This window comes from Micromonospora sp. WMMD708, from assembly GCF_049315245.1.
GTDB classification, from domain to species: Bacteria; Actinomycetota; Actinomycetes; order Mycobacteriales; family Micromonosporaceae; genus Micromonospora; species Micromonospora wenchangensis.
Genome location: NZ_CP186060.1, coordinates 3,321,899 through 3,346,270, shown reverse-complemented (window position 1 = coordinate 3,346,270; position 24,372 = coordinate 3,321,899). Strand labels below are relative to the sequence as shown.

At 75.0% G+C, this 24,372-nt stretch carries 21 protein-coding genes; 9 read left to right on the top strand and 12 right to left on the bottom strand.

The window, feature by feature from the left end; genetic code table 11:
• Positions 1-20: 20 nt before the first annotated feature.
• From ACN260_RS14720 to ACN260_RS14690, 7 genes are read right to left on the bottom strand one after another with little or no spacing between them, the layout of a single operon-like run.
• Positions 21-263: a hypothetical protein gene (locus ACN260_RS14720; RefSeq protein WP_422756502.1), complete on the bottom strand. Its 243-nt coding sequence runs from the start codon at positions 261-263 to the stop codon at positions 21-23.
• A complete protein-coding gene (locus ACN260_RS14715) occupies positions 260-2,104 on the bottom strand; it encodes an ATP-binding protein (RefSeq protein ID WP_422756501.1) in 1,845 nt (614 codons plus the stop codon). The genes ACN260_RS14720 and ACN260_RS14715 overlap by 4 nt, the downstream gene beginning before the upstream one ends.
• Positions 2,104-3,390: a DUF4255 domain-containing protein gene (locus ACN260_RS14710; RefSeq protein WP_422756500.1), complete on the bottom strand. Its 1,287-nt coding sequence runs from the start codon at positions 3,388-3,390 to the stop codon at positions 2,104-2,106. Before ACN260_RS14710 ends, ACN260_RS14715 begins: the two co-directional genes overlap by 1 nt.
• Positions 3,387-4,229: a hypothetical protein gene (locus tag ACN260_RS14705; RefSeq protein ID WP_422756499.1), complete on the bottom strand. Its 843-nt coding sequence runs from the start codon at positions 4,227-4,229 to the stop codon at positions 3,387-3,389. The genes ACN260_RS14710 and ACN260_RS14705 overlap by 4 nt, the downstream gene beginning before the upstream one ends.
• On the bottom strand, positions 4,226-4,939 hold the full coding sequence (locus tag ACN260_RS14700) for a hypothetical protein (RefSeq protein ID WP_422756498.1): 714 nt from the start codon (positions 4,937-4,939) through the stop codon (positions 4,226-4,228). Before ACN260_RS14700 ends, ACN260_RS14705 begins: the two co-directional genes overlap by 4 nt.
• Positions 4,936-5,454 carry a phage tail protein gene (locus ACN260_RS14695; RefSeq protein WP_204924330.1) on the bottom strand — a complete coding sequence of 173 codons (519 nt, stop codon included), beginning with the start codon at positions 5,452-5,454 and terminating at the stop codon, positions 4,936-4,938. The genes ACN260_RS14700 and ACN260_RS14695 overlap by 4 nt, the downstream gene beginning before the upstream one ends.
• A gap of 12 nt (positions 5,455-5,466) precedes the next feature.
• Positions 5,467-7,482, bottom strand: coding sequence for a phage tail sheath family protein (locus ACN260_RS14690; RefSeq protein WP_422756497.1), 2,016 nt, complete (start codon positions 7,480-7,482; stop codon positions 5,467-5,469).
• Positions 7,483-7,739: 257 nt separating this feature from the next.
• On the opposite strand from ACN260_RS14690, the gene ACN260_RS14685 reads away from it, so the two are divergent.
• The 4 genes from ACN260_RS14685 to ACN260_RS14670 all read left to right on the top strand — a co-directional run bounded on the left by ACN260_RS14685 (position 7,740) and on the right by ACN260_RS14670 (position 11,227).
• On the top strand, positions 7,740-8,648 hold the full coding sequence (locus tag ACN260_RS14685) for a bile acid:sodium symporter family protein (protein WP_422756496.1): 909 nt from the start codon (positions 7,740-7,742) through the stop codon (positions 8,646-8,648).
• Positions 8,649-8,682: 34 nt separating this feature from the next.
• A complete protein-coding gene (locus ACN260_RS14680) occupies positions 8,683-9,423 on the top strand; it encodes a YqjF family protein (protein ID WP_422756495.1) in 741 nt (246 codons plus the stop codon).
• 87 nt (positions 9,424-9,510) lie between these two features.
• On the top strand, positions 9,511-10,173 hold the full coding sequence (locus tag ACN260_RS14675; RefSeq protein ID WP_422756494.1) for a HEAT repeat domain-containing protein: 663 nt from the start codon (positions 9,511-9,513) through the stop codon (positions 10,171-10,173).
• Between the two features lie 40 nt (positions 10,174-10,213).
• Positions 10,214-11,227, top strand: a complete 1,014-nt coding sequence (locus ACN260_RS14670) for a HEAT repeat domain-containing protein (RefSeq protein WP_422756493.1) — start codon at positions 10,214-10,216, stop codon at positions 11,225-11,227.
• 60 nt (positions 11,228-11,287) lie between these two features.
• Here the strand turns inward: ACN260_RS14670 and ACN260_RS14665 are convergent, their stop codons facing one another.
• Complete coding sequence (locus ACN260_RS14665; protein WP_422756492.1) at positions 11,288-11,506, bottom strand: hypothetical protein; 219 nt, start codon at positions 11,504-11,506, stop codon at positions 11,288-11,290.
• 168 nt (positions 11,507-11,674) lie between these two features.
• Here ACN260_RS14665 and ACN260_RS14660 point away from each other — a divergent pair, with 168 nt between their 5' ends.
• From ACN260_RS14660 to ACN260_RS14650, 3 genes are all read left to right on the top strand, one after another.
• Positions 11,675-12,901, top strand: a complete 1,227-nt coding sequence (locus ACN260_RS14660; RefSeq protein WP_422756491.1) for a sensor histidine kinase — start codon at positions 11,675-11,677, stop codon at positions 12,899-12,901.
• A complete protein-coding gene (locus ACN260_RS14655; RefSeq protein ID WP_422756490.1) occupies positions 12,889-13,545 on the top strand; it encodes a response regulator in 657 nt (218 codons plus the stop codon). Before ACN260_RS14660 ends, ACN260_RS14655 begins: the two co-directional genes overlap by 13 nt.
• Before the next feature lie 73 nt (positions 13,546-13,618).
• Positions 13,619-14,725, top strand: a complete 1,107-nt coding sequence (locus ACN260_RS14650) for a winged helix DNA-binding domain-containing protein (RefSeq protein WP_422756489.1) — start codon at positions 13,619-13,621, stop codon at positions 14,723-14,725.
• Between the two features lie 169 nt (positions 14,726-14,894).
• Here the strand turns inward: ACN260_RS14650 and ACN260_RS14645 are convergent, their stop codons facing one another.
• From ACN260_RS14645 to ACN260_RS14630, 4 genes are read right to left on the bottom strand one after another with little or no spacing between them, the layout of a single operon-like run.
• Positions 14,895-15,500, bottom strand: coding sequence for a response regulator transcription factor (locus tag ACN260_RS14645; protein WP_204924321.1), 606 nt, complete (start codon positions 15,498-15,500; stop codon positions 14,895-14,897).
• Positions 15,497-16,648, bottom strand: a complete 1,152-nt coding sequence (locus ACN260_RS14640) for a sensor histidine kinase (protein WP_422756488.1) — start codon at positions 16,646-16,648, stop codon at positions 15,497-15,499. The genes ACN260_RS14645 and ACN260_RS14640 overlap by 4 nt, the downstream gene beginning before the upstream one ends.
• 21 nt (positions 16,649-16,669) lie before the next feature.
• Positions 16,670-17,401 (bottom strand): ABC transporter permease, encoded by a 732-nt coding sequence (locus tag ACN260_RS14635; protein ID WP_422756487.1) that lies wholly within the window; start codon positions 17,399-17,401, stop codon positions 16,670-16,672.
• A 1-nt stretch (position 17,402) separates the two neighbouring features.
• Positions 17,403-18,296 (bottom strand): ABC transporter ATP-binding protein, encoded by an 894-nt coding sequence (locus ACN260_RS14630; protein ID WP_204960003.1) that lies wholly within the window; start codon positions 18,294-18,296, stop codon positions 17,403-17,405.
• A 343-nt stretch (positions 18,297-18,639) separates the two neighbouring features.
• On the opposite strand from ACN260_RS14630, the gene ACN260_RS14625 reads away from it, so the two are divergent.
• Together ACN260_RS14625 and ACN260_RS14620 are read left to right on the top strand one after the other, a co-directional pair.
• Complete coding sequence (locus tag ACN260_RS14625) at positions 18,640-22,002, top strand: M12 family metallo-peptidase (RefSeq protein WP_422756486.1); 3,363 nt, start codon at positions 18,640-18,642, stop codon at positions 22,000-22,002.
• Between the two features lie 111 nt (positions 22,003-22,113).
• Positions 22,114-24,330 carry an ATP-dependent RecD-like DNA helicase gene (locus ACN260_RS14620; RefSeq protein ID WP_422756485.1) on the top strand — a complete coding sequence of 739 codons (2,217 nt, stop codon included), beginning with the start codon at positions 22,114-22,116 and terminating at the stop codon, positions 24,328-24,330.
• Positions 24,331-24,372 lie beyond the last annotated feature (42 nt).

Sequence of the window (24,372 nt, the reverse complement as noted above, 5' to 3'; positions counted from 1 at the left end):
CGCGGCCGGGCCGGGGGCGGTCACCGCGGCCACCCGGGCAGGCGCAACCGGACCCAGATCGCCTCGGCCAGCGCGGTCGGCAGGTCGGCGGTGGCCGGCGCGTCGGTCACCGGGGTCACGGTCGACGGCAGCCCCCGCTCGGCCAGCAACCGGGTCAGCCGGGCACCCACCTCGGCCGCCAGGGTGGCGTCGACCGGCGCGTCGAGGCCGGTGACGACCAGCCGGCGGATGTCGACCTCGACGGTCGTGACGTCGGCGTTCACGACCACAGCCCCGGGTCGGCCGGCCGGTCGTGCTTGGCGTACTCGGCGGCGACCGCGTCGAGCACGTGCCGCATCCCGACCGGACCTCCCTCCCCGGCGGCGACCAGCGCGGCGCGCAGCGCGACGGTGTGGATGTCCCCGCCGGTGAGGTCCAGTTCGGCCAGCCGGGGCAGGTCCAGGTCGGCGGTGGCGACCCCGGGCGGGAAGGCCCGCCGCCACAGCCCGGCCCGCTCGGCGGGACCGGGATGCCCGAACGGCACCACCACCCGCAGCCGGCGCAGGAACGCCGGGTCGATGGCGGTGCGCATGTTCGTGGTCAGCACCGCCACACCGCGGTACCGCTCCATCCGTTGCAAAAGGTACGACACCTCGATGTTGGCGTACCGGTCGTGGCTGTCGCGGACCTCGGAACGGCGGCCGAACAGCGCGTCGGCCTCGTCGAACAGCAGCACCGTGCCACCCCGTTCGGCGGCGTCGAAGATCCGCCGGAGCTGCTTCTCGGTCTCCCCGATCCACTTGCTCACCACGGTCGCCAGGTCCACCCGGTGCAGGTCCAGCCCGAGCACCCCGGCGACCACCTCGGCGGCCAGGGTCTTGCCGGTGCCGCTGGGCCCGGCGAACAACGCACCCACCCCGAGGCCCCGACCGGTCCGGCCGGCGAAGCCCTGCTCGACCAGCAGCGCCCGGCCGGCCGCGGCGGCGGCCAACTGCCGTAACTGGGCCAGGGCGGGCGCGGGCAGCACCAGGTCGTCCCAGCCGGCCCGCACGTCGATCCGCTCGGCCAACCCGTCCAGGTCGCGGCGGACCCGCTCACGGACCAGCCCCCGGGCCCGGGTGACCGGGTCGTCGCCCGGCCCGGCGGCGGGGGCGGCACAGTCGAGGATGTCCCGGTGCCCCAGGTCGAACTCCCGGGCCAGCCCGGCAGCGGCCGACGCGGCGGGGCCGGGCAGCAGTTCCCGCCACAGCGCCCGCTGCTCGTCCCGGGTGGGCCGGTCCACCGTCGGCCCCGGGGTCACCCCGTGGAGGGCGACCGAGCGGGGCACGCTGACCACCACGTCACCGACGAGCCGGGCCAGCAGGTGCGCCACGGTGTCCCGCGTCTGCGGGGGCTCGTCGCCGGTCAGCTCGACGACCAGCACCGGGTCGGCGAGCACCACCTCCCGGTTCCACAGCCGGGCGAAGGCGTCCCGGTCGGTCACCGCCCGGGGCAGCTCGGCGGCGGCCACCCGGTGCCCGGCCCGGCCCACCGTCGCGCAGGCCGCCGCCACCACGTCGAGCCGGTCGTCGTGGTCGGGCCCGCACACCCGCAGCGGGCGTCGCCCGGCCTGCCAGGTGGCGCAGAGCTGCCGTACGGCCCGGCGGCGGCTGGCCGGCAGGGTGGCCGGCGGCGGGGGCAGCGCCACCAGGTAGGGCCGGAGCCGTTCGTCGAGCCGGCCGACGCCGTGCAGCTCGTGCAGGACCCGCTCGTCGACCCGCAGCGGGGCGTGCGGCAGGGGGCCATCGGCCAGCTCCACCAGCCGGGCCGCGCGCAGTGGACGGTCGGCGGCGAGGGCGTCCCAGTGCCCGCCGGGCAGGGCGTCCAGGCACCAGGCGAACGTGGGTGGGCGGTCCAGCAGGCCCAGCTCACCGGCGACCGTGGCGGCCAGCACGTCACGTTCGAAGCCGGTCAGCCCGAACCCGGTGCCGATCCGGTCCAGCGGGGAACCGGCGGTCGGGGCGTCGGCCGCCGGTTCCCCCTTGAGCAGCAGGCGGATGCGGTCCAGCTCGCCGGCCAGCCCGTCGCCGCCGGCGGTGACCGGGGGCGGGGCGGGCCAGCGGGCGGCCGGGCGTGGGCCGGGCATCACAGCACCACGGCCGGGCCGTCGTACCGGCCGGTCGGGTCGGCGTGCAGCGGACTGTCCACCCCGTCGACCCGCAACCGGGCCAGGTACGTGCCGGCCGGCAGGTCGCGGAAGGCGAAACCGATCCGCCCGGTGCGCTCCCCGCCGGGCGGCACCCCGTTGCCGGCGGGCGCGGCGAGCACCGTGCCACCCGCCCCGGTCAGCGCGAGGGTGACCTGCTGGCCGGCCTCGACCTCGGGGACGACGTCGACGGTGACCGTGCCGGTGCGCAGCGTCACCCCGTCGACCGTGCGGCTGGACTCGACCACCACGTCGGCGGGGGCGACGGTGATCGTCGGCCGGTAGCTGACCGGTACCGCGTCGGAGCTGACCGCCGGCCGGGGTGTGGGCGGGTCGCCCAACGCCACCGCGTGGGTGACGACCAGACCCCGGATGCCGGCGGCGACGGGCCGGTCGAACGCGGTCAGCGGCAGCCGCAGCTCACCGGCGGTGACGGTGGCGGGGCTGGCCGAGGCTGCCCCGATCCGCACCCGCACGTCCGGCCCGGCGAGGTTACGGCCGGTCACCACCAGGGTCGCGCCGGCCGTGACCGGGGTGCCGGTCGGCCCGTCGGCGCGGACCTGGTCGACCTCGGGGCCGTCGACGTCGATCGTGCCGGCGCTGACCGCGCGGACCGGCAGCGGTTCCCGCGCGCCGCGCAGCGGGTCGATCAGCACCACCGACACGTCGAAGAAGACGCTGCTGCGGTACGGCGCGCTGAACGCCGACCAGAGCCGGAAGCTCTCCTCCCCGCCGGGGCTGTTGGTGACGCTCACCCGCAACTGCTCGACCTGCTCGGCGAGGCGGGAGTCGGCCACCGGGGCGGGCAGCGTCGGATCCGGCGGATCGGGGGCGAGCGAGCGGCGGATCGCCGCCCGGGTCAGCACCGGCGTCTCGTGCAGCATCGCCAGCAGGTGACCGAGCAGGATCTCCCCGGTCAACGGGTCGTGGCCGTAGACGCTGGCCACGTAGTGCAGGTCGACACCGAGCGGCGGCGCGGCGACGTCGTCCCCGGCGGTGCTGCGCGGCGGCGGCCCCAGGTTGGCCCAGGTCGGATTGCGGGTCACCCGGCTCAGGAACAGGTTGACCTGGTTGCCCTCCTGGTTGCCGACGGTCACCCGGTCGGGTGGGCCGGCGGAGACGGACACCCCGCCGACGGCCGACGACGCGCCGGTGGCCCGCAGGTACGCCATCAACTGCCCGCGCAGCACGGCGGTGACGGCGGCGAGGGCGTACCCGGTGCTCATCGGGTCACCCCCGCTCCGCGCAGGTACGCCTCAAGTTCCGGTGCCGGACCTGGGGCGACGGCGGGTGCCGGGGAGGTCGTCGGGGCGGCGACCGCCGGAGGCGTGGCCGGCTGCCGCTGCGGGGTGAGGCGTACCTCGATCCGACCGATGTGCACGTGCACGGCGACCGGCTCCGGTGCCCGCGCGTCGGCCCGGGTGACCGGCGTCCGGTGGGCGGGCGGAACAGCAGGCGCGACACGGGCCGCCGGCACGGCGGGCAGCGGTGGGGCGACCGGGGCCGGCACGGGGGGCGTCGGGGTGGCCGGCCGGGCCGGCGGACCGTCCGGGTCGTCCCGGCGACGCGCCGCTCCCCGGTGTGCCGGTGGCCCGGTCGGGGCGGTCGGCGTGGTCGGGGTGACCGGCGGTCGGGGCGGTGCGTCCCGGGTCGCCGGCGCGGGCACGGGTGCGTCCGGTCGGGTCGCCTCCGCCGGGACCACCACCGGCCGGCCCGGCCCGGTCACCTCCGGGGCGCGGGTACCGGGCGGAGACGGTGGCTGGGGCGGCCCGGGGACCGGTGCCCCGGGCGGCGGCGCGGGCGGCGTCGCCACCGGTACGGCCGGGGTCGCCGCAACGACCGACGGCGCATCCGGCGACTGCGGTGACTGCGGTGCCGGCGCGTGCGGTGCCGGCGGCGGGTCGGCCGGTCGGTCGGTCGGCGGGGTGGCCGGCCACGGTGCCTCGTCGGTCGGGAAGCCGTCCGGTTCCGGCTCCTGTGGCTCGAACCGGCCGAGGGGGCGGGGGCGCAGCCGGGGCGCGGTCCCGACGGCCAGGGCGGCCAGCGCGGCCAGGTAGCCGCTCACGGCACCCGCTCCAGGTACGCCGCCCGACGGTGCGGACCCAACGCCAGCACCTCCGCCTCGGACCAGCCGTACGCGCGGGCCAGCCGGTGCACCTCGTCGAGCAGCCGACGCACCCGGACGTCGGCGGCGTGCCACGCCCAGGCCGGCACGTCCAGCAGTGCCTCGGTGCCGCCGCCGCAGCCCGGACAGGTCAGGGCGACCGCGACGACGCCGAGCGGGTCGCGTGCGGCCATCGCGGCGGACACCGCCGGCAGCGCGGCGGACGGGTCGGCCAGCAGCGGGTCGGCGTTGAGCAGGCAGGCGTCGAGCAGCCACAGCTCGGCCGCCGCCACGTCGCCGGCCCGCGCCGCCCCGGCCAGGTCGGCGGGGGTGGGCAGCCGCAGGGTGAGCCGGTGCCCCCGCCAGTGCAGGGTGAACGGGCCGGTGGTCCGGTCGGCCCGCTGCGGCGCGGCGGCCAGCAGGTCGGCGACGGTGAGGGTCACCTCCAGCTGTTCCGGGCAGGCCGGACAGTCCACCGTGGTCGCCACCCGCCCACCGGTCCAGCCACCGGCCGTGGCGAGCAGCAGCGCGGTCACCTCGCCCACCGGCAGCCGGTCGACGTCGGGCCGGCCGAGCAGCAGCAACCCCCGGCGTGGCGCGGGCTGACCGAGCGCGTCGTCCCAGGCGTGGACCAGCGCCACCTCGGTCGACGGCGGGCCCACGACGGTCACGACCCGAGCCGGGGTTCGGCCGGTTCGGTGACCGCCTCGTCGCGCTCCCAGCCCTCGTTCTCCAGCTTGAGGTGCTCGATCGCCACCGCGTTGGCGTTGGCGTCCAGCTCCGGCAACGCCTGGTACTCCGACACCCAGCAGCGGAACAGCCGGTACGACTGGGCGACCTGCCCGGCCTCGTTGAGCAGCTCGATGGTGATGTCCCGACGGAAGTCGGCCAGGGACACCTCCGCGCCGGCCCCGGCGTGCAGTGCCCAGATCCGGCCCGCCCACTGGGCGAACTCGGCGTCGTGGGTCAGCCCCCGCTCCAGGGTGACCGCCTCGAACTCGGTCCGCCCCGGCGACTTGTGACTGGTCGACGGGTTGCCGCCGTCGCGGTGCTTGACCACCTCGGTGGTCCGCTTCAACGCGCTGACCTTGCTGACCCCGGCCACGTAGCGGCCGTCCCACTTCACCCGGAACTTGAAGTTCTTGTACGGGTCGAAGCGCGTCGGGTTGACCGCGAACTGCACCATGACTCACACCTCTCAGGACGGGCTCTGGCCGGCGAGCTGCTGGATCCGCACGATGACGAACTCGGCGGGTTTGAGCGGGGCGAACCCGACGACCACGTTGACCACGCCGCGGTCCCGGTCGTCGCTGGTGGTGGTCTCCGCGTCGCACCGCACCAGGTACGCCTCCCGGGGCGTCCGCCCGGCGAACGCGCCCTTGCGGAACAGGTCCTGCATGAACGACGTCAGGTTCAGCCGCAGCTGCGACCACAGCGGTTCGTCGTTGGGCTCGAAGACCGCCCACTGGGTGCCCCGGTAGACGCTCTCCTCGATGAACAGGGCGAGCCGGCGCACCGGCGTGTACTTCCACTGGCTGGCCAGTGCGTCCGCACCGGCGGTGGTGCGGGCCCCCCAGTTGACCGTGCCGGTCACCGGGAAGGTACGCAGGCAGTTGAGCCCCAACGGGTTGAGCACCCCGTTCTCGGCGTCGGTCAGCGGATAGACCAGGTTGGTCACCCCGCGTAGCTGCGCCTCGGTGCCCGCCGGTGCCTTCCACACGCCCCGCTCGGTGTCCTGCCGGGCGTACAGGCCGGCGAGGGTGCCGCCGGGGGCGACGGTGCGGGGCTGGAAGCCGTCGGTGGGGTCGGGGATGCGCAGCCGGGGGAAGTGGGCCACCGCGTTGGGGCCCTTGACCCCGAGCTGGTTGATCCAGTCCAGGGCGCGGTCCGGGTCGTCCACCCCGGGCGGCGGGTCGACGAGCAGGACCGCCCGGCGGCGCTCGCAGAGGTCGTAGGCGGCCGACCAGACGGCCTCCGGGTCCAGCCCGTTGTCGAGGGCGGCGGGGTCGCCGTGCCGGGCACGGGTGGCGTCGGGGATGCAGAGCAGGTTGAACAGGTCGGTCTTGAGCAGCGCGTAGATGCCGGTGTAGGCGGCCTCGCTGCCGATCAGCGCGCCGGTGCCGGGCAGGGTGGTGCCGTCGGAGCCGGTGACCAGGTCGCCCTGGCCGAGCCGTTTGACGCCGAGCGGGCTGAACCGGCCGACGTTGGCGGTCGTCCCGGCCAGGCCCAGCAGGGCCGCGCCGTCGGCGACGTCACCGGAGGGGGAGACCCCCGCGACGGTGAAGGCCGCGTCGACCGCCGCCGGGGCGACCACCGCGTCCACGTCCCCGAGGACGCGCAGCCCGCCGGTGGCGGTGGGGACCACCCGTACCCGCAGGCCTGCCGCGCCGTCGGCGGCGCCCAGCGCGGTGTTGACCTTCCGTTGCAGCAGCGCGGCCACCCCGGCGGGGGAGGACGGCAACCGCTCGCCCTTGTCCAGCACGGTCACGGTCACCGGGGCGACCGCCGGCACGGTCTTGGCCGGGTCGTTCGGGTCCGGCTTGGTGGGCCGGTCGGGCTGCACGGTGAGCCGGTAGTTCTTCGCCGCGTCGACGGTGGGGGTGCCGAGAGCGGTGCCGACCGTGCCACTGGGCACCGGCCGGCCCGCCCCGGCGGCCCCGGCGCGCGCCCGGACCAGCGCCGAACCCCGGTCCGGGTCGTTGAGCAGGGCCACCGCGTACGCGGCGGCGGCCGGGTCGGCGGACAGCCCGGTGAACCGTTCGGTGTCGCCGGTGGCGGTGTCGGTGACGGTGAGGTTGAACGACTTGACGTCGTTGACGCCGTCGTGGTCGACGTCGACGAGCAGTCCGCTGCCCCACGCGCCGGTGCTCGTCGCGTCCAGCAGCAGCGCGGACTTCGCCCCGGCGCCGACCTTGTCCAGCAGGGCCACCGAGGCGGCCCGGGCGTCGGTGCGGGGCACCCGCACGACCAGGGCGGCGGCCCCGCCGTTGCGGAAGAACTGCTGCACGGCCAGGCTGAGTTCGGAGTCCCGGTCGACCCCGCCGAACCGGCGTTCGAACTCGCCGAAGGTGTTGACCCGGACGGCACGGTGCTCCGGTCCGGTCCGCACGTACCCGACGAAGGCGGTCACCCCGGTCGCCACGCCGATCACGGGGCGGACGGAACTCGCGACTTCCTCGATGTACACGCCGGGATAGGTCGGGGTGACGGGCATGACTACCTCGTCTCGCAGTGGCGGGTCGGCTGATGTCACCCTCCGCTCACCCCGCACCCGCCTCTAGCGGGCACCCGACTACGCCGCGTCAACTACCTGACACCCTGGGCCGCGCGGTTGCCTGGTCGGGGCGGTTGCGCGGCGGTGGCTCCGGGCCGGACGGTCACGGGTGAGCATGCCGGGAGGTGCCCGGGGACACCCGCGGTGCCATCCTCCAACGGGACAAGCCAATTTTTCTCCCGGGAGGGTGGTGGATCATGGGTTCCGGGTTGTCGCTCGCCCTCTTCCCGGTCGCCCTCGGCATCGTCATGTTGGGCATCGGCCTCAGCCTGACCGTCGAGGACTTCCGCCGGGTGGCCCGCCACCCCCGGGTCGTGCTGATCTGCCTCGGGTGTCAGATGCTGCTCCTGCCGGTGGTCTGCCTGGGCCTGGTGACCGCCTTCGACCTGCGCCCGGAGCTGGCGGTGGGGATGATGCTGCTGGCGGCCTCGCCGGGTGGCAGCACCGCCGGTCTCTACAGTCACCTGTTCCGGGGCAACGTCGCGCTCAACGTCTCGTTGACCGCGATCAACTCGGTGCTGGCGCTGTTCACCCTCCCGCTGATCGTCAACCTGTCGGTGGCCGGCTTCGCCGGTGCGGACGGCACGATCGGTCTCCAGTTCGGCAAGGTGGTCCAGGTCTTCGCGCTGGTCCTGGTCCCGATCACGATCGGGATGCTGCTGCGGCGCCGGTTCCCCACGTTCGCCCTGCGGATGGAACGACCGGTGAAGATCGTCTCCGTCCTGGTGCTGGCCGTGGTCATCGTGGGCGCGGTGCTCGGCATCAGGGACGACGTGCTGGCCACCCTCGGCGAGATCATCGTGATCGTCGCCCTGTTCAACCTGGTCAGCCTCGCCGTCGGCTACCTCGCGCCGCGCCTGCTGCGGGCCGGGCACCGGGACTCGGTCGCCTCCTCGTTCGAGATCGGCCTGCACAACGCCACCCTGGCCATCACGATCGGGATGAGCCCGACGCTGCTGGACAACGCCACGATGGCGATGCCGTCGGTGGTCTACGGCAGCCTCATGTTCTTCACCGCCGCGGCCTTCGGGGTGCTCGTCGCCCGCCGCTCCGTCGCCCCGCCGTCCACCCCTGCCGGGGAAACGGCCGGACAGGCCCTCCGTTGACCACCCCACCGGTCGGCGGAGCAGGATGGGCTGTGTGCAGATCGAGCCGGTCGACCCCGCCCCCGCCCGGACGTTCCCCCGTACGGTGCTGCGCCAGCGGTGGGCGGACCTGACCTTCCTGCACTGGGCGGTCGCCGCGGAACTCGTCGCGCCGCTGCTGCCGGCCGGCACCCGTCCGGACACCCTCGACGGCACCACCTACGTCGGACTGGTCGGCTTCCGGATGGTCGGCCTCGGTTTCGGCCGGGGGCCGGCCCTGCCGTACCTGGGGACGTTCTGGGAGACCAACGTGCGGCTCTACTCGGTCGACCACACCGGTCGGCGGGCCGTGGTGTTCCGCTCCCTCGACGCGTCCCGGCTGATCCCGGTGCTGGTCGCCCGGCTCACCCTGGGACTGCCGTACCTGTGGTCGGCGATGCGGTTGGACCACGACGGTGACCTGCGCATCTACCGGTGTCGTCGGCGCTGGCCGGGGCCGGTCGGCACGACCAGCGAGGTGGTGGTCCGGGTGGGTACGCCGATCCGCCGACCGACCCCGGTGGAGCACTTCCTCACCGCCCGGTGGGGCCTGCACACCCGGGCGTACGGGCGCACCCGGCACCTGCCGAACTGGCATCCGCAGTGGCCGTTGCACCGGGCCGAGCTGCTGCACCTGGACGACGAACTGGTCACCGCCGCCGGGCTACCGACGCCGACCGGCCCGCCGGTCAGCGTGCTGTACTCACCCGGCGTACCGGTCCGGTTCGGTCCACCGGCCGCCCTGCGCTCCCGGTGAACCCCACCGGGTGCGACGGACCCGGCGGGCCGCCGGTTGACCCTGACACGGTGTCAGGGTCGACACTGCGTCGGGGAGGTGGTCCGGATGACCGGAGCGGAAGTGGACCCGACGCGGGCGCTACGGGGGCTGGCGGGTGGGGACCCGTCGGTGCGGCTGCGGGCGGCGCTGGCGATCGGCACCACCCCCGACCCGGCGTTCGTCGAGCCGCTCGTCGCCCGCTGCGCGACCGAACCGGACTTCTCCGTCCGCGAGATGCTGACCTGGGCGCTGACCCGTCACCCACCGGAGGCGACGGTGCCCCGGCTCGTGGCCGCCCTGGGGTCGCCCCGGGCACAGGCCCGCAGTCAGGCGTTGCACACGCTGTCCAAGATCGGGGACCGGCGGGCCTGGCCGGCGATCACCCGGGGCCTGTTGACCGATCCCGACGACGAGGTGGCGCGTAGCGCCTGGCGGGCGGCGGTCACCCTGGTGCCCGACGGTGCGGAGTCCGGGCTGGCCGAGGTGCTGGCCACCCAGCTCGGGCGGGGTGACCGGGCGACCTGGCTGAGCCTCAGCCGCGCGCTGGCCACCCTCGGCGGGGCCGGCACGACGGTCCTGCTCTCCGCCGGGACCCACCCGGACCCCCGGGTGCGCGCGCACGCCGCCGCGACACAGCGGCTGGTGCGCGACCCGGACGCCGGGTTCGAGTTCTCCCTCGGCGAGGCGACGCGCGCCGTGGCCCTCGGCGGGACCGGCGGGCCGGGGTGAGGCGGCGGGCCGGGGTGAGGCGGCGGGCCGGGGTGAAGCGGTGCTGATCGGTGAGGTGTCCCGACGCTGCGGCGTCAGCGTCCGGATGCTCAGGCACTACGAGTCGCTCGGACTGCTCCGACCGACCGGTCGTACCGGGGTCGGTTACCGCGACTACTCCGGCGCGGACCTCCGGCGGATCTTCCACATCGAGAGCCTGCGCTCGCTGGGGTTGTCGCTGCGGGCGGTGGGACGGGCGCTCGACGACCCCGCCTTCACCCCTGCGGAACTCGTCGGCGACCTCATCCGGCAGACGCGGGCGCGGATCAGCGCGGAGCGGGAACTGCTCACCCGCCTCCGGCGGATCGACGCCGCCGGGCCCGCCGACTGGCAGGACGTTCTGCAGGTGGTCGCGCTCCTGCGGGACCTGGGCTCACCCCGCGCGGACCAGCGTCAACGCGCGGCGCTGGCCTCGGTCGGCGAGGTGCCGGTGCCGGTGGAGGCGCTGGTGGCGGCGGCGCTGGACGAGTCCGACCCGAACGTCGCCGGGGCGCTGCGCTGGGCGCTCGCCCACGCGGGCGTCGACGCCCTGCCCCTGCTGGCGCAGGGGCTCGACGTGCCCACGGCCGCGGTGCGGGAACGTGCCGTCCGGGCCGTCGTCGAGATCCCGGGTGCAGACGCCACCGCGCTGCTCCGCGACGCCCTGCGCCATCCGGACCCCGTGGTCGGCAGGTGTGCGGCGCTGGCGCTGGGCAGTCGTGGTGAGCCCGACGCCGTGCCGACGCTCGTCGACATGGTCGTCGCCCAGGTGAACGACGTCGACGCCGCCGACGCGCTCAGCGTGCTGGCGGCCGATCCCGCCACGGCGGAGCGGATCGCCGCCCGCCTCATCGAGCTGCTCACCCGGAGCGACACCGGGGCGTCGGCGCGCGGCCGGCTGACCCAGGCGCTCGCGGGCATTCCGGGGGACACGACGTCCCGGGCCCTGGCCGGGCTGACCGGGGACGACGACCGGGCCGTCGCCCTCACCGCGCGCTACCTGCTCACCCTGCGCACCGCCCCCGACGTCCGCTGAGCGCCGGCCGGCCGGTGGCCCCTCCCGCGTCCACCGTCGGCCGGGCGTCCCGGGCCTCGGTCACCGGGTGCGGCGGTGCCGGGCGACCAGCGTCCCGGCGCAGAGCACCGCCAGCAGGCCGCAGGCGGAGCCGGCCCACTGGTTGTCCAGCACGGTCGTCAACGCCGCGTTGGCGGCGAGGCTGACGACCAGCACCACCCACAGCAACGGGCGGAGCCGGTCGGGCGTCGGCTGGGTCGGGTCGGCCGGGGCGTCGGCGATGCGGTACGGATCGGTCATGGCTGCCTCCTCGGTGGCGGGTGTTCGACCAGTTCGACGCTAGGCGCGACGGTGGGTCGGACACGATCCCGCCAGCACGACCGGCGGTGGTACAGCAGGCGCTACTTTCCGCACCGACGGTGCCGGGCCGGCCGCCCGGTGGCCTATGTTGGCGCGGGAGGTCTTCCGATGACACACCTGCGCGACCGGCTCCGTGCCTCGGTCGACGCCCTCGAGCACCTGGTCGGTGGACTCGGCACCGCGCTGTTGGCGTTGGCCGCGCTGCTCTGGGCGGTGTTTGTCGCGGCCGCCTGCCTGGTCTGGGTGGGGCTGCCGGCGGTACCCGGTGCGCTGCGGGCGGTACGCGCCGTGGCCGACCGGGAGCGGGCCCGCCTGTCCCGTTGGGGCGGGTCGATCCCCGCCCCGGGCCCGGTGCCGGCCGAGCTGCGGGTGGCGGTGCGCGACCCGTTCGTCCACCGGGAACTCCTCTGGGTCGCGCTGCACGCGGTCACCGGCCTGACCGGCGGACTGCTCGGCCTGGCCCTGCCGCTCTACGCCGTGCAGGACCTCACGTTCCCGCTGTGGTACCGGCTGCTGCCGCCCGACGCCGGCGCGCCGGGGATCGTCTGGTGGCGCGTCGAAGGGCTGACCGACGCGCTGCTGGTCGGACTGCTCGGTCTCGGCTGGCTGGTCGCCACGGTCGCGTTCGGTCCGGTGCTGGCCCGCCTCCAGGCCCGGCCGGGCCGGTGGCTGCTGCCCCCACCGCCGGGCTTCGACCTGTCGCTGCGGGTCGCCGAGCTGACCGCCACCCGGGCCGCGGCGCTGGACGCCCACGCGGTCGAACTGCGCCGCATCGAACGCTCCCTGCACGACGGCACCCAGAACCGGCTGGTCGCGGTGAATGTGCTGCTGGGGGCGGCCCGCCGGGCGGTGCGGCGGGACCCGGCCAGGGCCGACGAGATCCTCGGGTGGGCGCAGGACGCGGCGGAACAGGCGCTCGGCGAACTGCGTACGGTGGTGCGGGGCATCCTGCCGCCCGTGCTGGACGACCGGGGCCTCACCGGCGCGCTGGCCGGCCTGGCCGGCGGCTGCGCGGTGCCCTGCCAGCTCACCGTCGACGTGCCGGTACGCTGCGCCGTCTCGGTGGAGGCCACCGCCTACTTCGTGGTGGCGGAGGCGTTGACCAACGTGGTCCGGCACAGTGGTGCCGGCCGGGTCGACGTGACCGTCCGCCGCGAGCGGGACCGGCTGCTGGTGACCGTCACCGACGACGGGCACGGCGACGCCGACGAGGGCGGCGGTTCGGGGCTGACCGGCATCCGTCGGCGCGTCGCCGCGTACGACGGCCGGATGACGCTGACCAGCCCACCGGGCGGACCGACGAGACTGGAGGTGGATCTGCCGTGCGGATCGTGATCGCCGAGGACGACCCGCTGCTGCGGGAGGGGCTGGCGCTGCTGCTGCGGGCGGAGGACCTGGACGTGGTCGCCACCGCGGGCACCCCGGGCGGGTTCCTGGCCGCCGTGGACGCCCACACGCCGGACGTGGCGATCGTGGACGTCCGGATGCCGCCGACACACACCGACGAGGGCATCGTGGCCGCGGTGGAGGCCCGCCGCCGTCGGCCCGGCCTCGCGGTGCTGGTCCTCTCGGCGTACGTCGAGCAGGCGTTCGCCACCGACCTGTTCTCCGTCGGCGCGGTCGGGCTCGGCTACCTGCTCAAGGAGCGGGTGGGCCGGGTCGAGGAGTTCCTCGCCGCGCTGCACCGGGTCGCCGACGGCGGCAGTGTGATCGACCCGGAGGTGGTGGGGCAGCTGCTGGCCCGCAACCGCCGCCCGGACACGGCGCTGGGTGAGCTGTCGGCGCGCGAGCGTGAGGTGCTGGGGCTGATGGCCGAGGGGTTGGGCAACACCGCGATCGCCGAGCGCCTGTTCGTCACCGAAGGGGCGGTGCACAAGCACATCCGCAACATCTTCGCCAAGCTCCAGCTCCCCCCGGACGACCGGGTCGACCGCCGGGTCACCGCGGTGCTGCGGCACCTCGACGGCGGCCGGGGGTAGCGTCGGTGGGGGTGCCCGGGGTGCCGGACCCGGCGTGCCGGAGATTGTCGGGGTTGGCACCTAGGCTGTCCGGATGATCGACAGTCGTCAGGTGATGCAGTTCCGGGTCGGGGCGCAACAGCTCGACCGGACCGAGGGCACCCCGACGGACACCGCCGTACTCGACATCGGGGTGCAGGACACCGGCCCGGACGGCGGCCGGTGGGCCCTGGCGCTGCGCGGCGTCGAGGTGACGGCACCGGTCGCGGACGACCTGATCCTGCTCTGGACCGTTCGCGGCGCGCCGCATCTCTACCGTCGCGCCGATGCGGCCGAGGTGGCGGGGGCGGTCGCGCCGTACTCCGACGCGGACGCGGGCAAACGCATCTACGACGCGGCCCGGCCGCTGAAGGCCGCCGGCATCGGCAACCTGGCCGCTCTCGACGAGGTGGCGGCGCGGATGCGGGCCGTGGTCACCACCCCGACGGTCAAGGGCGACGTCTCGGGGCGGCTGGCCGAGCTGCTGCCCGAGCCCTACCTGCGGTTCTGCCGTTCCTGCGCCGCCACCCACCTTTACGAGATGCCGTTCCGGCTGGCGGCCGTGCGGGCCGGGCTGGAGCTGCGCCCCGACACCTCGCCACCGGTCCTGCGCCGCATCCCCGGGTTCACCCGCCCCGCCCCGCCCGGCGACCGGTTCGACCTGGTCCGCGCCTACCTGCGGCTGCTCGGCCCGGCCACCCCCAGGCAGGTCGCCGACTACCTCGACGCCCCGGTCAGGGAGGTGCGGGCCCGCTGGCCGCAGGACGTGGTCGAGGTACGGGTCGACGGGGAGGCACGTTCGCTGCTCGCCGCCGACGAGCCGGCGCTCGCCGGTGCCGCCGACACCACGGCCGTGCGCCTGCTCGGCCCGTACGACCTGTTCCTCCAGGCGCGGGACCGGGCGACCCTGGTGCCGGACGCGGCCCACGCCAAGCAGTTGTGGCCGGTGCTGGGCCGCCCCGGCGCCGTCCTAGCCGGCGGTGAGATCGCCGGCACCTGGCGGCCCCGTAAGGCCGGCCGGACGCTGACGCTGGCCGTGCAGCCGTGGCGGAAGCTGTCCGCGGCCACCCGCGACGGCATCGTCGCGCAGGCGGAACGCCTCGCCGCGCACCGGGGCATCCCCCGCGTCGAGGTCGACCTCGACCCGCCGGCCGGCGTTTGACACCGGCCCACGGCACCGGGGGAGGATGAGGCGTGCGGGTCCCCCTCTGCACCAGACGCAGCGACGCCGTGCACGCCGACGGTCGGCACGACATGCACCTGCACGCCCGCATCCGGGGCGATCGGCCAGCCGGCTGACCCCCGGCACCCCGGCCGGGGCCAGGGGCCGGTCAGAGCCAGCCGTTGGCGCGGGCGGTGTGGGCCGCCTCGATCCGGTTGCGGGTGCCCGTCTTGCCGATCGCCGCCGACAGGTAGTTGCGGACCGTGCTCTCCGACAGGTGCAGCCGGGCAGCGACGTCAGCCACCGTGGCACCGTCCACGGCGGCGGCGAGCACCTCCCGTTCCCGTTCGGTGAGCGGGTTCGGGCCGGTCGCCAGGGCCGCCGCCGCCAGCGCCGGATCGATCACCCGCTCACCGGCCAGCACCCGCCGGACCGCCACCGCCAACTCCTCCACCGGTCCGTCCTTGACCAGGAATCCCCGCGCCCCGGCCTCCATGGCCCGGCGCAGGTAGCCGGGTCGCCCGAAGGTGGTGAGGATCAGGACCCGGCAGGAGGGCAGTTGCCGCCGCAACGCCGCTGCGGTGTCCAGCCCGCTGCCGCCGGGCATCTCGATGTCCAACAGGGCCACGTCGGGGCGGACCCGCAGGGCCGCCGCCAACGCGGCGGTGCCGGTGCCGGCCTCGGCCACCACCTCCATGTCGGGTTCGAGGTTGAGCAGCAGGGCCAGTGCGCCGCGCATCATGCCCTGGTCCTCGGCGAGCAGCAGCCGGATCATCCGCGCGCCGACCCGTCCGGGCCGGTGGGAATCCGGGCGGTGAGCCGCACACCGCCGCCACGGACGGAGGTGACGTGCAGTTCCCCGCCCGCCCGTGCCAGCCGTTCGGTGAGACCCCGCAGGCCGTTGCCCGGCTCGACCCGGCCGCCGACACCGTCGTCGCCGATGGTCAGCACCGACTCCTCGGCGTCGGCGTGCACCTCGATCTCGCACCGCGACGCGTGGCTGTGCCGCAGCACGTTCGTCACTCCTTCCCGCAGCACCCAGCCGAACGCGTCGTCCGCCTCCACCGGCAGCGGCCGACCGGGTTGCCGCACGGTGACGGTGATCCCTGCGTCGGCGAGGGCGGTCCGGGCACCGTCCAGTTCCCGTCCGAAGCTGCGGTCCCGGTAACCGGTGACCGCCTCGCGTACCTCGGCGAGCGCGGTACGGCCGATGCGCTCGATGTCCCGGGCCTCGGCCGCTGCCCGCCCCGGGTCGGCCGGGGCGAGCCGGCGTACCACCTCCGCCTTCACCACCACGAGTGACAGTGTGTGGCCGAGCAGATCGTGCAGGTCCCGGGCGAACCGTAGCCGTTCCTGCTCGACCGCCGTCCGGGCCAGCTCCTGCTGGGTGCGGCGCAGCTCCGCCACCAGTCGGGCCGTCCGGGTGAACGCCAGGGTCATGGCGCCTGCCAGCACCGTGATCAGTGCCGAGGCGGCGATGTCACCGACCGGCACCCGGTGCGCCAGCCCGATCGTCAGGACGGCAGCGGCACTGCCGCCGACCCAGGCGAACCCCTGCACCGGCCGGACCAGCCCGACCGCACCGGCTGTCGCGACGTACGTCAGCAGGATCAGCCACCCCTCCGGGCCGCCGGCGTACGCGCCCGCGAGGCCCACCCCGAGCGCCGCGAACACCAGCAGGCCGAGGTGGAACAGCACGGGCGGTACCACCAGGTCGGCCACCGGCACCGCCACCAGCGCGAGGTAGAGCAGCGCGAAGGTGACCAGCCCGGCCGCCGCGACCGCTGTCGGGCGTACCTGCCCGTGGGCGATCGCGGTGGACGGTGGCAGCAGCAGCCAGAACCAGAGCGTGTGCGACGCCACCAGCAGCAATCCCCGCCGGCGGCCGCCGGTGGCGGGAGCCGCGACTGTGGCACCGGACATGGTCGACACCGTAGCGGGATCTCAGCGACGCGCGGTCGACCGGCGGTACGCCACCGCGGCGAGCACGCCGAAGGCCACCGTCCATCCGGCGAGCACCGTCAGTCCGGTCGGGTCGGGGGCCAGGCCGGCCGCCGTACGCCAACCGAGTTCGGCGAACCGGTACGTCGGCAGCGTGTGCGCCAGGTGCCGCAGCAGGTCGGGGAAGTACGCCGCCGGCACCAGCAGTCCGCCGAGCACCGACAGGGTGAGGAAGGCGAGGAAGTTGACCGGCTGGGCGAGCTGCGGGGTGAGGCCGTACCCGATGGCGAGCCCGAGCAGCGCGAACGGCACCGTGCCCACCCACATCAGCACCAGCAGGGCCGCCCACCTGCCGGCGGGTAGTTCGACGTGGTGCTGGAGGCGGCCGGCGATGCCCACCGCGATCAGCGACGGCACCCCGCTCACGGTGCTGACCAGGGCCTTCACCGCGACCACCCGGCGGGGGGACAGCGGGGTGACCCGCAGTTGGTGCAGCCAGCGCACCGCGCGTTCCTGGGCCACCGACGAGCCCACCGAGAGCACCCCGGCCATCGCGCCGTAGCCGGCCAGGCCGACCATGAGCGCGGCGGCGGCGGTGACGCCCTCCAGCCGGTCATCCGCCGGCAGCAGGCCCGAGAAGATCACGTAGGTGACGACCGGGCCCAGTACGGTGAACAGCGCCAGCCGCGGGTCCCGGGCCAGGCGACGTAGCTCGAAGTGCAGATAGGCGCGCATGTCAGTGGTTCCCTTCCGCGGCGGTGAGGGTGAGGAAGGCCGCCTCCAGCCCGACGCCGGTGACCTCCAGGCCCCGGAAGCCCCGGTCGGCGGCCAGGGCCAGCACGGTGGCGTCGGCGTCGTCGGTGGTGAGCGCCACCCGACCGCCCCGGACCTGCACCGACCGGACGCCGGGCAGCAGGTCGAGGCCCGCCACCGACCCGTCGGCGAGGTCGAAGGCCACCGTACGGCCGCCGGCCACCGCCCGGATCTCGGCGGGCGGGCCGTCGGCCACCACCCGCCCGCCGGCCAGCAGCACGACCCGGTCGGCGTACTCGTCGGCCTCGTGCAGGTGGTGGGTGCTGAACAGGACGGTGTGACCGTCGGCAGCGTACCGGCGGATCGCCGCCCAGAACGCCTGCCGGGCGGCGACGTCCAGCGCCGCGCCGGGCTCGTCCAGGACCAGCAGGTCCGGGTCACCGGCCAACGCGAAGGCGAACCGCGCCCGCTGCGTCTCGCCGGCGGAGAGCCGGTCCAGCCGGCGGTCGGCCAGGTCGGTCAGCCCGGCCAGCGCGAGCACCCGGGCGGTGTCCAGCGGCCGGGGGTACAACCCCCGGGCGAGGGCGACCAGGTCCCGCACGGTGGCACCGGGGACAAAACCGGCGTCCTGCACCATCGCCCCGACCTGGCCGGCCCGGACCGCCTCGCCCGGTGACCGGCCGAACAGCGTCACCGTTCCGGCGTCGGGTGGGGCGAGGCCGAGCAGGAGCGAGAGGGTGGTCGTCTTGCCGGCGCCGTTGGGGCCGAGTAGGGCGACCGTGCTGCCCGACGCGATGGTCAGGTCGATCCCGTCGACGGCCCGGACGGGGCCGAACCGCCGGGTGAGCCCGGTCAGGCGTACCGCGGTGTCATCCATGCCTGTCACGCTAGGCAGTCGGGGACCGGCGGGGCAGAGCCGGCGATACCCGTCCGGCCAGGACAAATGTCCTGGCCGCGCCCGCGTCGGCGAGCCGGTGGCACCCCGCCACGGTCAGCGGGGTCCGACCACGACGCACCGGTCCCTGGCCATCTGCCCACCACGCCGACTCCACTGGGGAGGGTCTACACCGCTGCGGCCTGTCGCCGCGTCGACTTTACGGATGATGTCTGTCGACAGGGGACCCGTCATAGCGTGGGCTTCTCCGGGACAGCCCGGTGTGGCCCACGAACGCCACGCCATCCGGCCCGTTCCTCCTACCTGGTGAAGTGAGGCCCACTCGATGACGGTTCCACCCCCCGAACCCGCTGGTCGCGGCCGCCGCCGACTGGCCGGGCTGTTCGCCGCGGTGCTGGTCGCCACCGCGCTGCCGCTGACCGGCGGCCCCGCGGCGGTCGCCGCGCCGGCCGACTCCGGCCCCTGGCGGCAGCTGCCGGGCGGGCCGTCGGTGAACGCCCGCGACGGGCGTACCCCCGACATCCGCGCCGAGCGGTTCGCCGCGTACACCCTCGACCGGGCCGCGTTGGCCGACACCCTGGCCGACGCCCCGGCTGAGCGGGCCGGCACGGCCCGGCGGGCGCAGCCGGCGCTGACCGTCGCGCTGCCCACCCCCACCGGAGGCTTCCAGCGGTTCAGCCTGGTCGACTCGCCGGTGATGGAGCCCGGCCTCGCCGCCCGGCACCCCGAGATCAGCACGTACGTCGGCCGGGGCCTGGACGACCCGACGGCGACCATCCGGGCCGACCTGACCCCGCTGGGTTTCCACGCCTCGGTCCGCTCGACCGGCGGCAGCTGGTACCTCGACCCGTACTACCACGGCGACCAGAGCGTCTACGCCAGCTACTACGCCCGCGACCTGGTCGACACCGACCCGGCCATGGTGGAACGGGAGGACGTCGCGGCGGCGGCCGGGGCGCTGACGCCGGAGGTGGCCGCGGACGAGCCGGCGGGCCCGCCGGTCACCCTGCGCACGTACCGGCTGGCCCTGGTCACCGACCCGTCGTACGCCACCTTCTTCGGCGCGGAGAACGTCACCGCGGCGAAGGTGACCCTGATCAACCGGGTCACCCAGATCTACGAGGACGAGACGGCGATCCGGCTGGTGCTGGTCAACGACACCGACAAGACCAACCTGAACACCGCCGCCCTGGCCACCGAGCCGAACGGGCCGTGCGGCGCGGCGGCCTGCTACACCCCGACGCAGATCTCCTCGTGCACCAGCTCGCTGCTCAACCGCAACCGGATCGTGCTCGGCCAGCTCGTCGGCGCGGGCAACTACGACGTCGGGCACATCGGCCTGGGCCTGCCCGGTGGCGGTGTCGCCGGCCTCGGCGTGGTCGGCCTGGACGGCAAAGCCCGGGGCTGCACCGGCCTGCCCACCCCGGTCGGTGACTTCTACGCCGTCGACTACGTGGCGCACGAGATCGGCCACCAGTTCGCCGGCAACCACACCTTCAACGGCACCCAGTACAACTGTTCCGGCGGCAACCGCAGCGCCGCCAACTCCTACGAGCCGGGCAGCGGTTCGTCGATCATGGCGTACGCGGGCATCTGCCAGCAGGACAACCTCCAGCCGCACAGCGACCCGTACTGGTCGCAGCGCAGCTACACCGAGATCAGCACGTTCGTCTCCGGCACCCGCCCGGCGCTCAACGAGGTGCAGACCGTCTCGCTGTCCGGCTTCGACACCGACGGCGACGCGCTGCGCATCAGCTACGCGGGGCAGTCGTCCGTGCCGGTGGTGCGCGGCGGCAACTACACCGCGGCCGGGATCAAGTCGGCCATCGAGTCGATCGCCGGTTGGCCGGCCGGTGCCACCGTCACCGTGTCGGCCTTCGGCGGGCTGGGCGCGCCGAACGACACCGGATTCCAGGTCACCTTCGGGGCGGGTCCGCTGGCCGGGGTCGACGTGCCGGCGCTCGAACTGACCGACCTCGTCGGGGCGTCCGGCTTCGTCGGTGAGACCGCCCGGGGCGGGGCGGCCGGCAACAACGGTTTCCAGACCGCGCAGACCGGCAACCGGGCCCCCGTGGTGACCGTGCCGGCGGCGGCGTACACCATTCCGGCGCGGACCCCGTTCGCGCTGACCGGTAGCGCCACCGACGCCGACGGGGACACCGTCAGCTACCTGTGGGAGCAGAACGACCGGGGCGGCAGCACCGGCACCGCGCTGGTCAGCAACACCAAGACCAACGGGCCGCTGTTCCGGCAGTTCGGCGAGGCGGCGGCGGTCAGCCCGACCGACACCCTGGAGTACCACTCGCCGGGGGAGAACGCGGTGACCACCGATCCGACCCGGCACTTCCCCGACCTGGCGCAGATCGCGGCGAACAACACCAACGCCGCCACCGGGGCCTGCCCGGCCGCGCCGGCACCGCCGGCCACCGGCGGGGCGAGCAACGTGCCCGCCGCGACGGTGGACTGCTACTCGGAGTTCCTGCCCACCGCCGACTGGGTCGGTGTCGCCAACGACCGGACCCTGCACTTCCGGCTCACCGGCCGGGACCACCACCCGGGCGGCGGCGGCATCGGCAGCGCCGACGTGGCGTTGACCCTCGCCCCGGCGGCCGGCCCGTTCCTGGTCACCTCGCAGGCGAGCCCGGCGGCCCACCTGGGCGGCGGCACCATGCCGGTCACCTGGGACGTGGCCGGCACGGACACCGCCCCGGTCAACGTGGGCGAGGTGCGGATCTCGCTGTCCACCGACGGCGGGAAGACGTTCCCGCACGTGCTGGCCGAGAGCGTGCCGAACACCGGGGCGGCGACGGTGACCCTGCCGAACGTGGACACCGCCCGGGGCCGGCTGAAGATCGAGGCGGTCGGCAACGTCTTCTTCGACCTGAGCGACGCCGACCTCACCATCACCCAGGTCCGCGCGGCCACCGTCACCTACGTCGGTGACACCCTGGCCGCCCCGGTGGACGACGCCGACACGACCGGCGTGCTGCTGCGGGCCACCGTCCGGGGTGGCGGCGGTGACGTCCGCAACGCCACGGTGACCTTCACCGAGGGCGACGAGACCCTCTGCTCGGCGGTCGCCACGCCGTTCGGTGCGGCGGCGGACGACGGCTCGGCCAGTTGCCGCGCCGTGTTGCCGCACGGCGCGCACCCGGTCACCGCCACGGTGTCGGGGGCGTACACCGGCAGCGCGACGGCCACCGTCACGGTGGCCGGCGGGTACGGCCGGACGGTCGCCGGCTCGGGCTACCTCAAGGGCGGGGCCACCGCCGGCGGCTACCCGCTCGACGACGACCGGCGCATCGAGGTGACCCTGGACGGCCGGATCAACAACGGTAGGAAGCTGGTCGGCAGCGCGAAGGTCGGCTACAAGTCGGGCGGCAAGCGGTACAAGTTCCAGAGCACCGCGCTGGAGTCGTTCGGTGTCTCGGTGGACGGGGAACCGGTCGCCGACCTGCGCTACCAGGTCACCCTGTACGACATCTCCACCGCGCAGAACCCGGTCGCGGTGGCCACCGGGCTGACCATGCGGGTGACCGCCACCGACCGGGGCGAGCCGGGCCGGCGCGACGGGGTCGGCATCACCGTCTGGGACGGCGACCGGCTGCTCTTCTCGTCGGACTGGACCGGCGCGTCGACCCGGGAGAGCACCCTGACCGCCTCCGGCGGCAACCTCACCATCGGCTGACCAGGCGCACCGCGACACCCGGCGTCCTTCCCCGCCCGACCGGCGGGGGAGGACGCCGGTGTCCGTCCGGGCGGTGCACGGGGCGCGTCGGGCACCCGGCACGATGAGGGGGTGTCCGCCCCCGCCCGCCCGCCGCTCGCCACCCTGGACGCGGTCCTCGAACGGCTGACCTATGTCAACGAGGAGACCGGCTACACCGTCGCCCGGGTCGCCACCGACCGGGGCGGCGACCTGTTGACCGTGGTCGGCGCGTTGCTGGGCGCGCAGCCCGGGGAGAGCCTGCGGCTGTCGGGACGCTGGTCGTCGCACCCGAAGTACGGCCGGCAGTTCGAGGTCGACTCGTACACCACGGTGCTGCCGGCGACCATCCAGGGCATCCGGCGTTATCTGGGTTCCGGCCTGGTCAAGGGCATCGGGCCGGTGTTCGCCGAGCGGATCGTGGCGCACTTCGGCCTGGACACCCTGCGGATCATCGAGGAGGAACCCGCCCGGCTGGTCGAGGTCGCCGGGCTCGGGCCGAAACGCACCGCGAAGATCACCGCGGCGTGGGAGGAACAGAAGGCCATCAAGGAGGTGATGGTCTTCCTCCAGGGCGTCGGGGTGTCCACGTCGCTTGCGGTACGCATCTTCAAGCAGTACGCCGACGCGTCGATCGAGGTGGTGACGAAGGAGCCGTACCGGCTGGCGGCCGACGTGTGGGGCATCGGCTTCAAGACCGCCGACACCATCGCCCGGGCGGTGGGCATCCCGCACGACAGCCCGCAGCGGGTGATGGCGGGCCTGCGGTACACCCTGTCCGAGGCCACCGACTCGGGCCACTGCTACCTGCCCGCCCCGGCGCTCGTCGCCGACGCCACGAAGATCCTCGACGTCCCCGGCGATCTCGTCACCCGCTGCCTGGACGACCTGATCGCCGAGGAGGGGGTGGTCCGGGAGTTCCTGCCCGGCGACGACGGCGAGCCGGTGCCGGCGGTCTACCTGGTGCCGTTCCACCGCGCCGAGCAGTCCCTGGCCACCTCACTGCTGCGGTTGCTGCACGACCGGGCCGACCGGCTGCCCCACTTCACCGACGTCGACTGGCCCCGCGCGCTGGCCTGGCTGCGGGCGGTCACCGGCAACGACCTCGCCCCCGAACAGGAGCACGCCGTCCGGCTGGCGCTCACGGCGAAGGTGGCGGTGCTCACCGGCGGTCCCGGCTGCGGCAAGAGCTTCACCGTGCGGTCCATCGTCGCGCTGGCCGCCGCGAAGAAGGCCCGGATCACCCTGGTCGCGCCGACCGGACGGGCCGCGAAACGGCTGTCCGAGCTGACCGGGCACCCCGCCGCCACCGTGCACCGGCTGCTGCAACTGCGTCCCGGCGGGGAAGCCGTGCACGACCGGGACAACCCGCTCGACGTCGACCTGCTCGTCGTCGACGAGGCGTCCATGCTCGACCTGATCCTGGCCAACAAGCTCGTCAAGGCGGTGCCGCCGGGGGCGCATCTACTCCTGGTGGGCGACGTCGACCAGTTGCCCAGCGTCGGCGCCGGGGAGGTGCTGCGCGACCTGCTCACCGCGCCGGCCGTTCCCCGGGTGCGGCTGACCCGGGTGTTCCGCCAGGCCGCCCAGTCGGGCGTGGTCACCAACGCGCACCGGATCAACGCCGGCCGGCCACCCCTGCTCGACGGCCTGCCGGACTTCTTCCTGTTCGCCTGCGAGGACACCGAGGCCACCGCCGCGCTGACCGTCGACGTCGCCTGCACCCGGATCCCCACCCGGTTCGGCCTCGACCCGCGCCGCGACGTGCAGGTCCTCGCCCCCATGCACCGGGGACCGGCCGGTGCCGCAGCCCTCAACACCCTGCTGCAACAGCGGCTCACCCCGCACCGCGAGGGGCAACCCGAGCGGCGGTTGGGCGGACGGGTGTTCCGCGTCGGCGACAAGGTCACCCAGATCCGCAACAACTACGACAAAGGCCAGGCCGGCGTCTTCAACGGCACCCTCGGCATCGTCACCGCGATCACCCCCGAGGAACAGACCCTCACCGTACGCACCGACGAGGACGAGAACCTCGACTACGAGTTCGACGAACTGGATGAGCTGGCCCACGCCTACGCGATGACCATCCACCGCTCGCAGGGCTCGGAGTATCCGGCGGTGGTCGTACCCCTGACCACCAGTGCCTGGATGATGCTGCAACGCAACCTGCTCTACACCGCCGTCACCCGGGCCCGGCAGCTCGTCGTCCTGGTCGGTTCCCGCCGTGCACTGGCCACCGCCGTGCGTACCGTCGGCGCGGGCCGCCGCCACACCGCCCTGGACCACCGCCTCGGCGCGCCGGCCGGGTAGCGCCGGTGTCCCACGCCGACGGCCGCCGCACCGGCCACCGTG

Bases quoted from the DNA above. Each gene is read 5' to 3' on its own strand.
- ACN260_RS14715 (WP_422756501.1), bottom strand. From the start codon at position 2,104: ATGCCCGGCCCACGCCCGGCCGCCCGCTGGCCCGCCCCGCCCCCGGTC.
- ACN260_RS14710 (WP_422756500.1), bottom strand. From the start codon at position 3,390: ATGAGCACCGGGTACGCCCTCGCCGCCGTCACCGCCGTGCTGCGCGGG.
- ACN260_RS14695 (WP_204924330.1), bottom strand. From the start codon at position 5,454: ATGGTGCAGTTCGCGGTCAACCCGACGCGCTTCGACCCGTACAAGAAC.
- ACN260_RS14690 (WP_422756497.1), bottom strand. From the start codon at position 7,482: ATGCCCGTCACCCCGACCTATCCCGGCGTGTACATCGAGGAAGTCGCG.
- ACN260_RS14685 (WP_422756496.1), top strand. From the start codon at position 7,740: ATGGGTTCCGGGTTGTCGCTCGCCCTCTTCCCGGTCGCCCTCGGCATC.
- ACN260_RS14675 (WP_422756494.1), top strand. From the start codon at position 9,511: ATGACCGGAGCGGAAGTGGACCCGACGCGGGCGCTACGGGGGCTGGCG.
- ACN260_RS14665 (WP_422756492.1), bottom strand. From the start codon at position 11,506: ATGACCGATCCGTACCGCATCGCCGACGCCCCGGCCGACCCGACCCAG.
- ACN260_RS14660 (WP_422756491.1), top strand. From the start codon at position 11,675: ATGACACACCTGCGCGACCGGCTCCGTGCCTCGGTCGACGCCCTCGAG.
- ACN260_RS14650 (WP_422756489.1), top strand. From the start codon at position 13,619: ATGATCGACAGTCGTCAGGTGATGCAGTTCCGGGTCGGGGCGCAACAG.
- ACN260_RS14645 (WP_204924321.1), bottom strand. From the start codon at position 15,500: ATGATCCGGCTGCTGCTCGCCGAGGACCAGGGCATGATGCGCGGCGCA.
- ACN260_RS14640 (WP_422756488.1), bottom strand. From the start codon at position 16,648: ATGTCCGGTGCCACAGTCGCGGCTCCCGCCACCGGCGGCCGCCGGCGG.
- ACN260_RS14635 (WP_422756487.1), bottom strand. From the start codon at position 17,401: ATGCGCGCCTATCTGCACTTCGAGCTACGTCGCCTGGCCCGGGACCCG.
- ACN260_RS14630 (WP_204960003.1), bottom strand. From the start codon at position 18,296: ATGGATGACACCGCGGTACGCCTGACCGGGCTCACCCGGCGGTTCGGC.
- ACN260_RS14625 (WP_422756486.1), top strand. From the start codon at position 18,640: ATGACGGTTCCACCCCCCGAACCCGCTGGTCGCGGCCGCCGCCGACTG.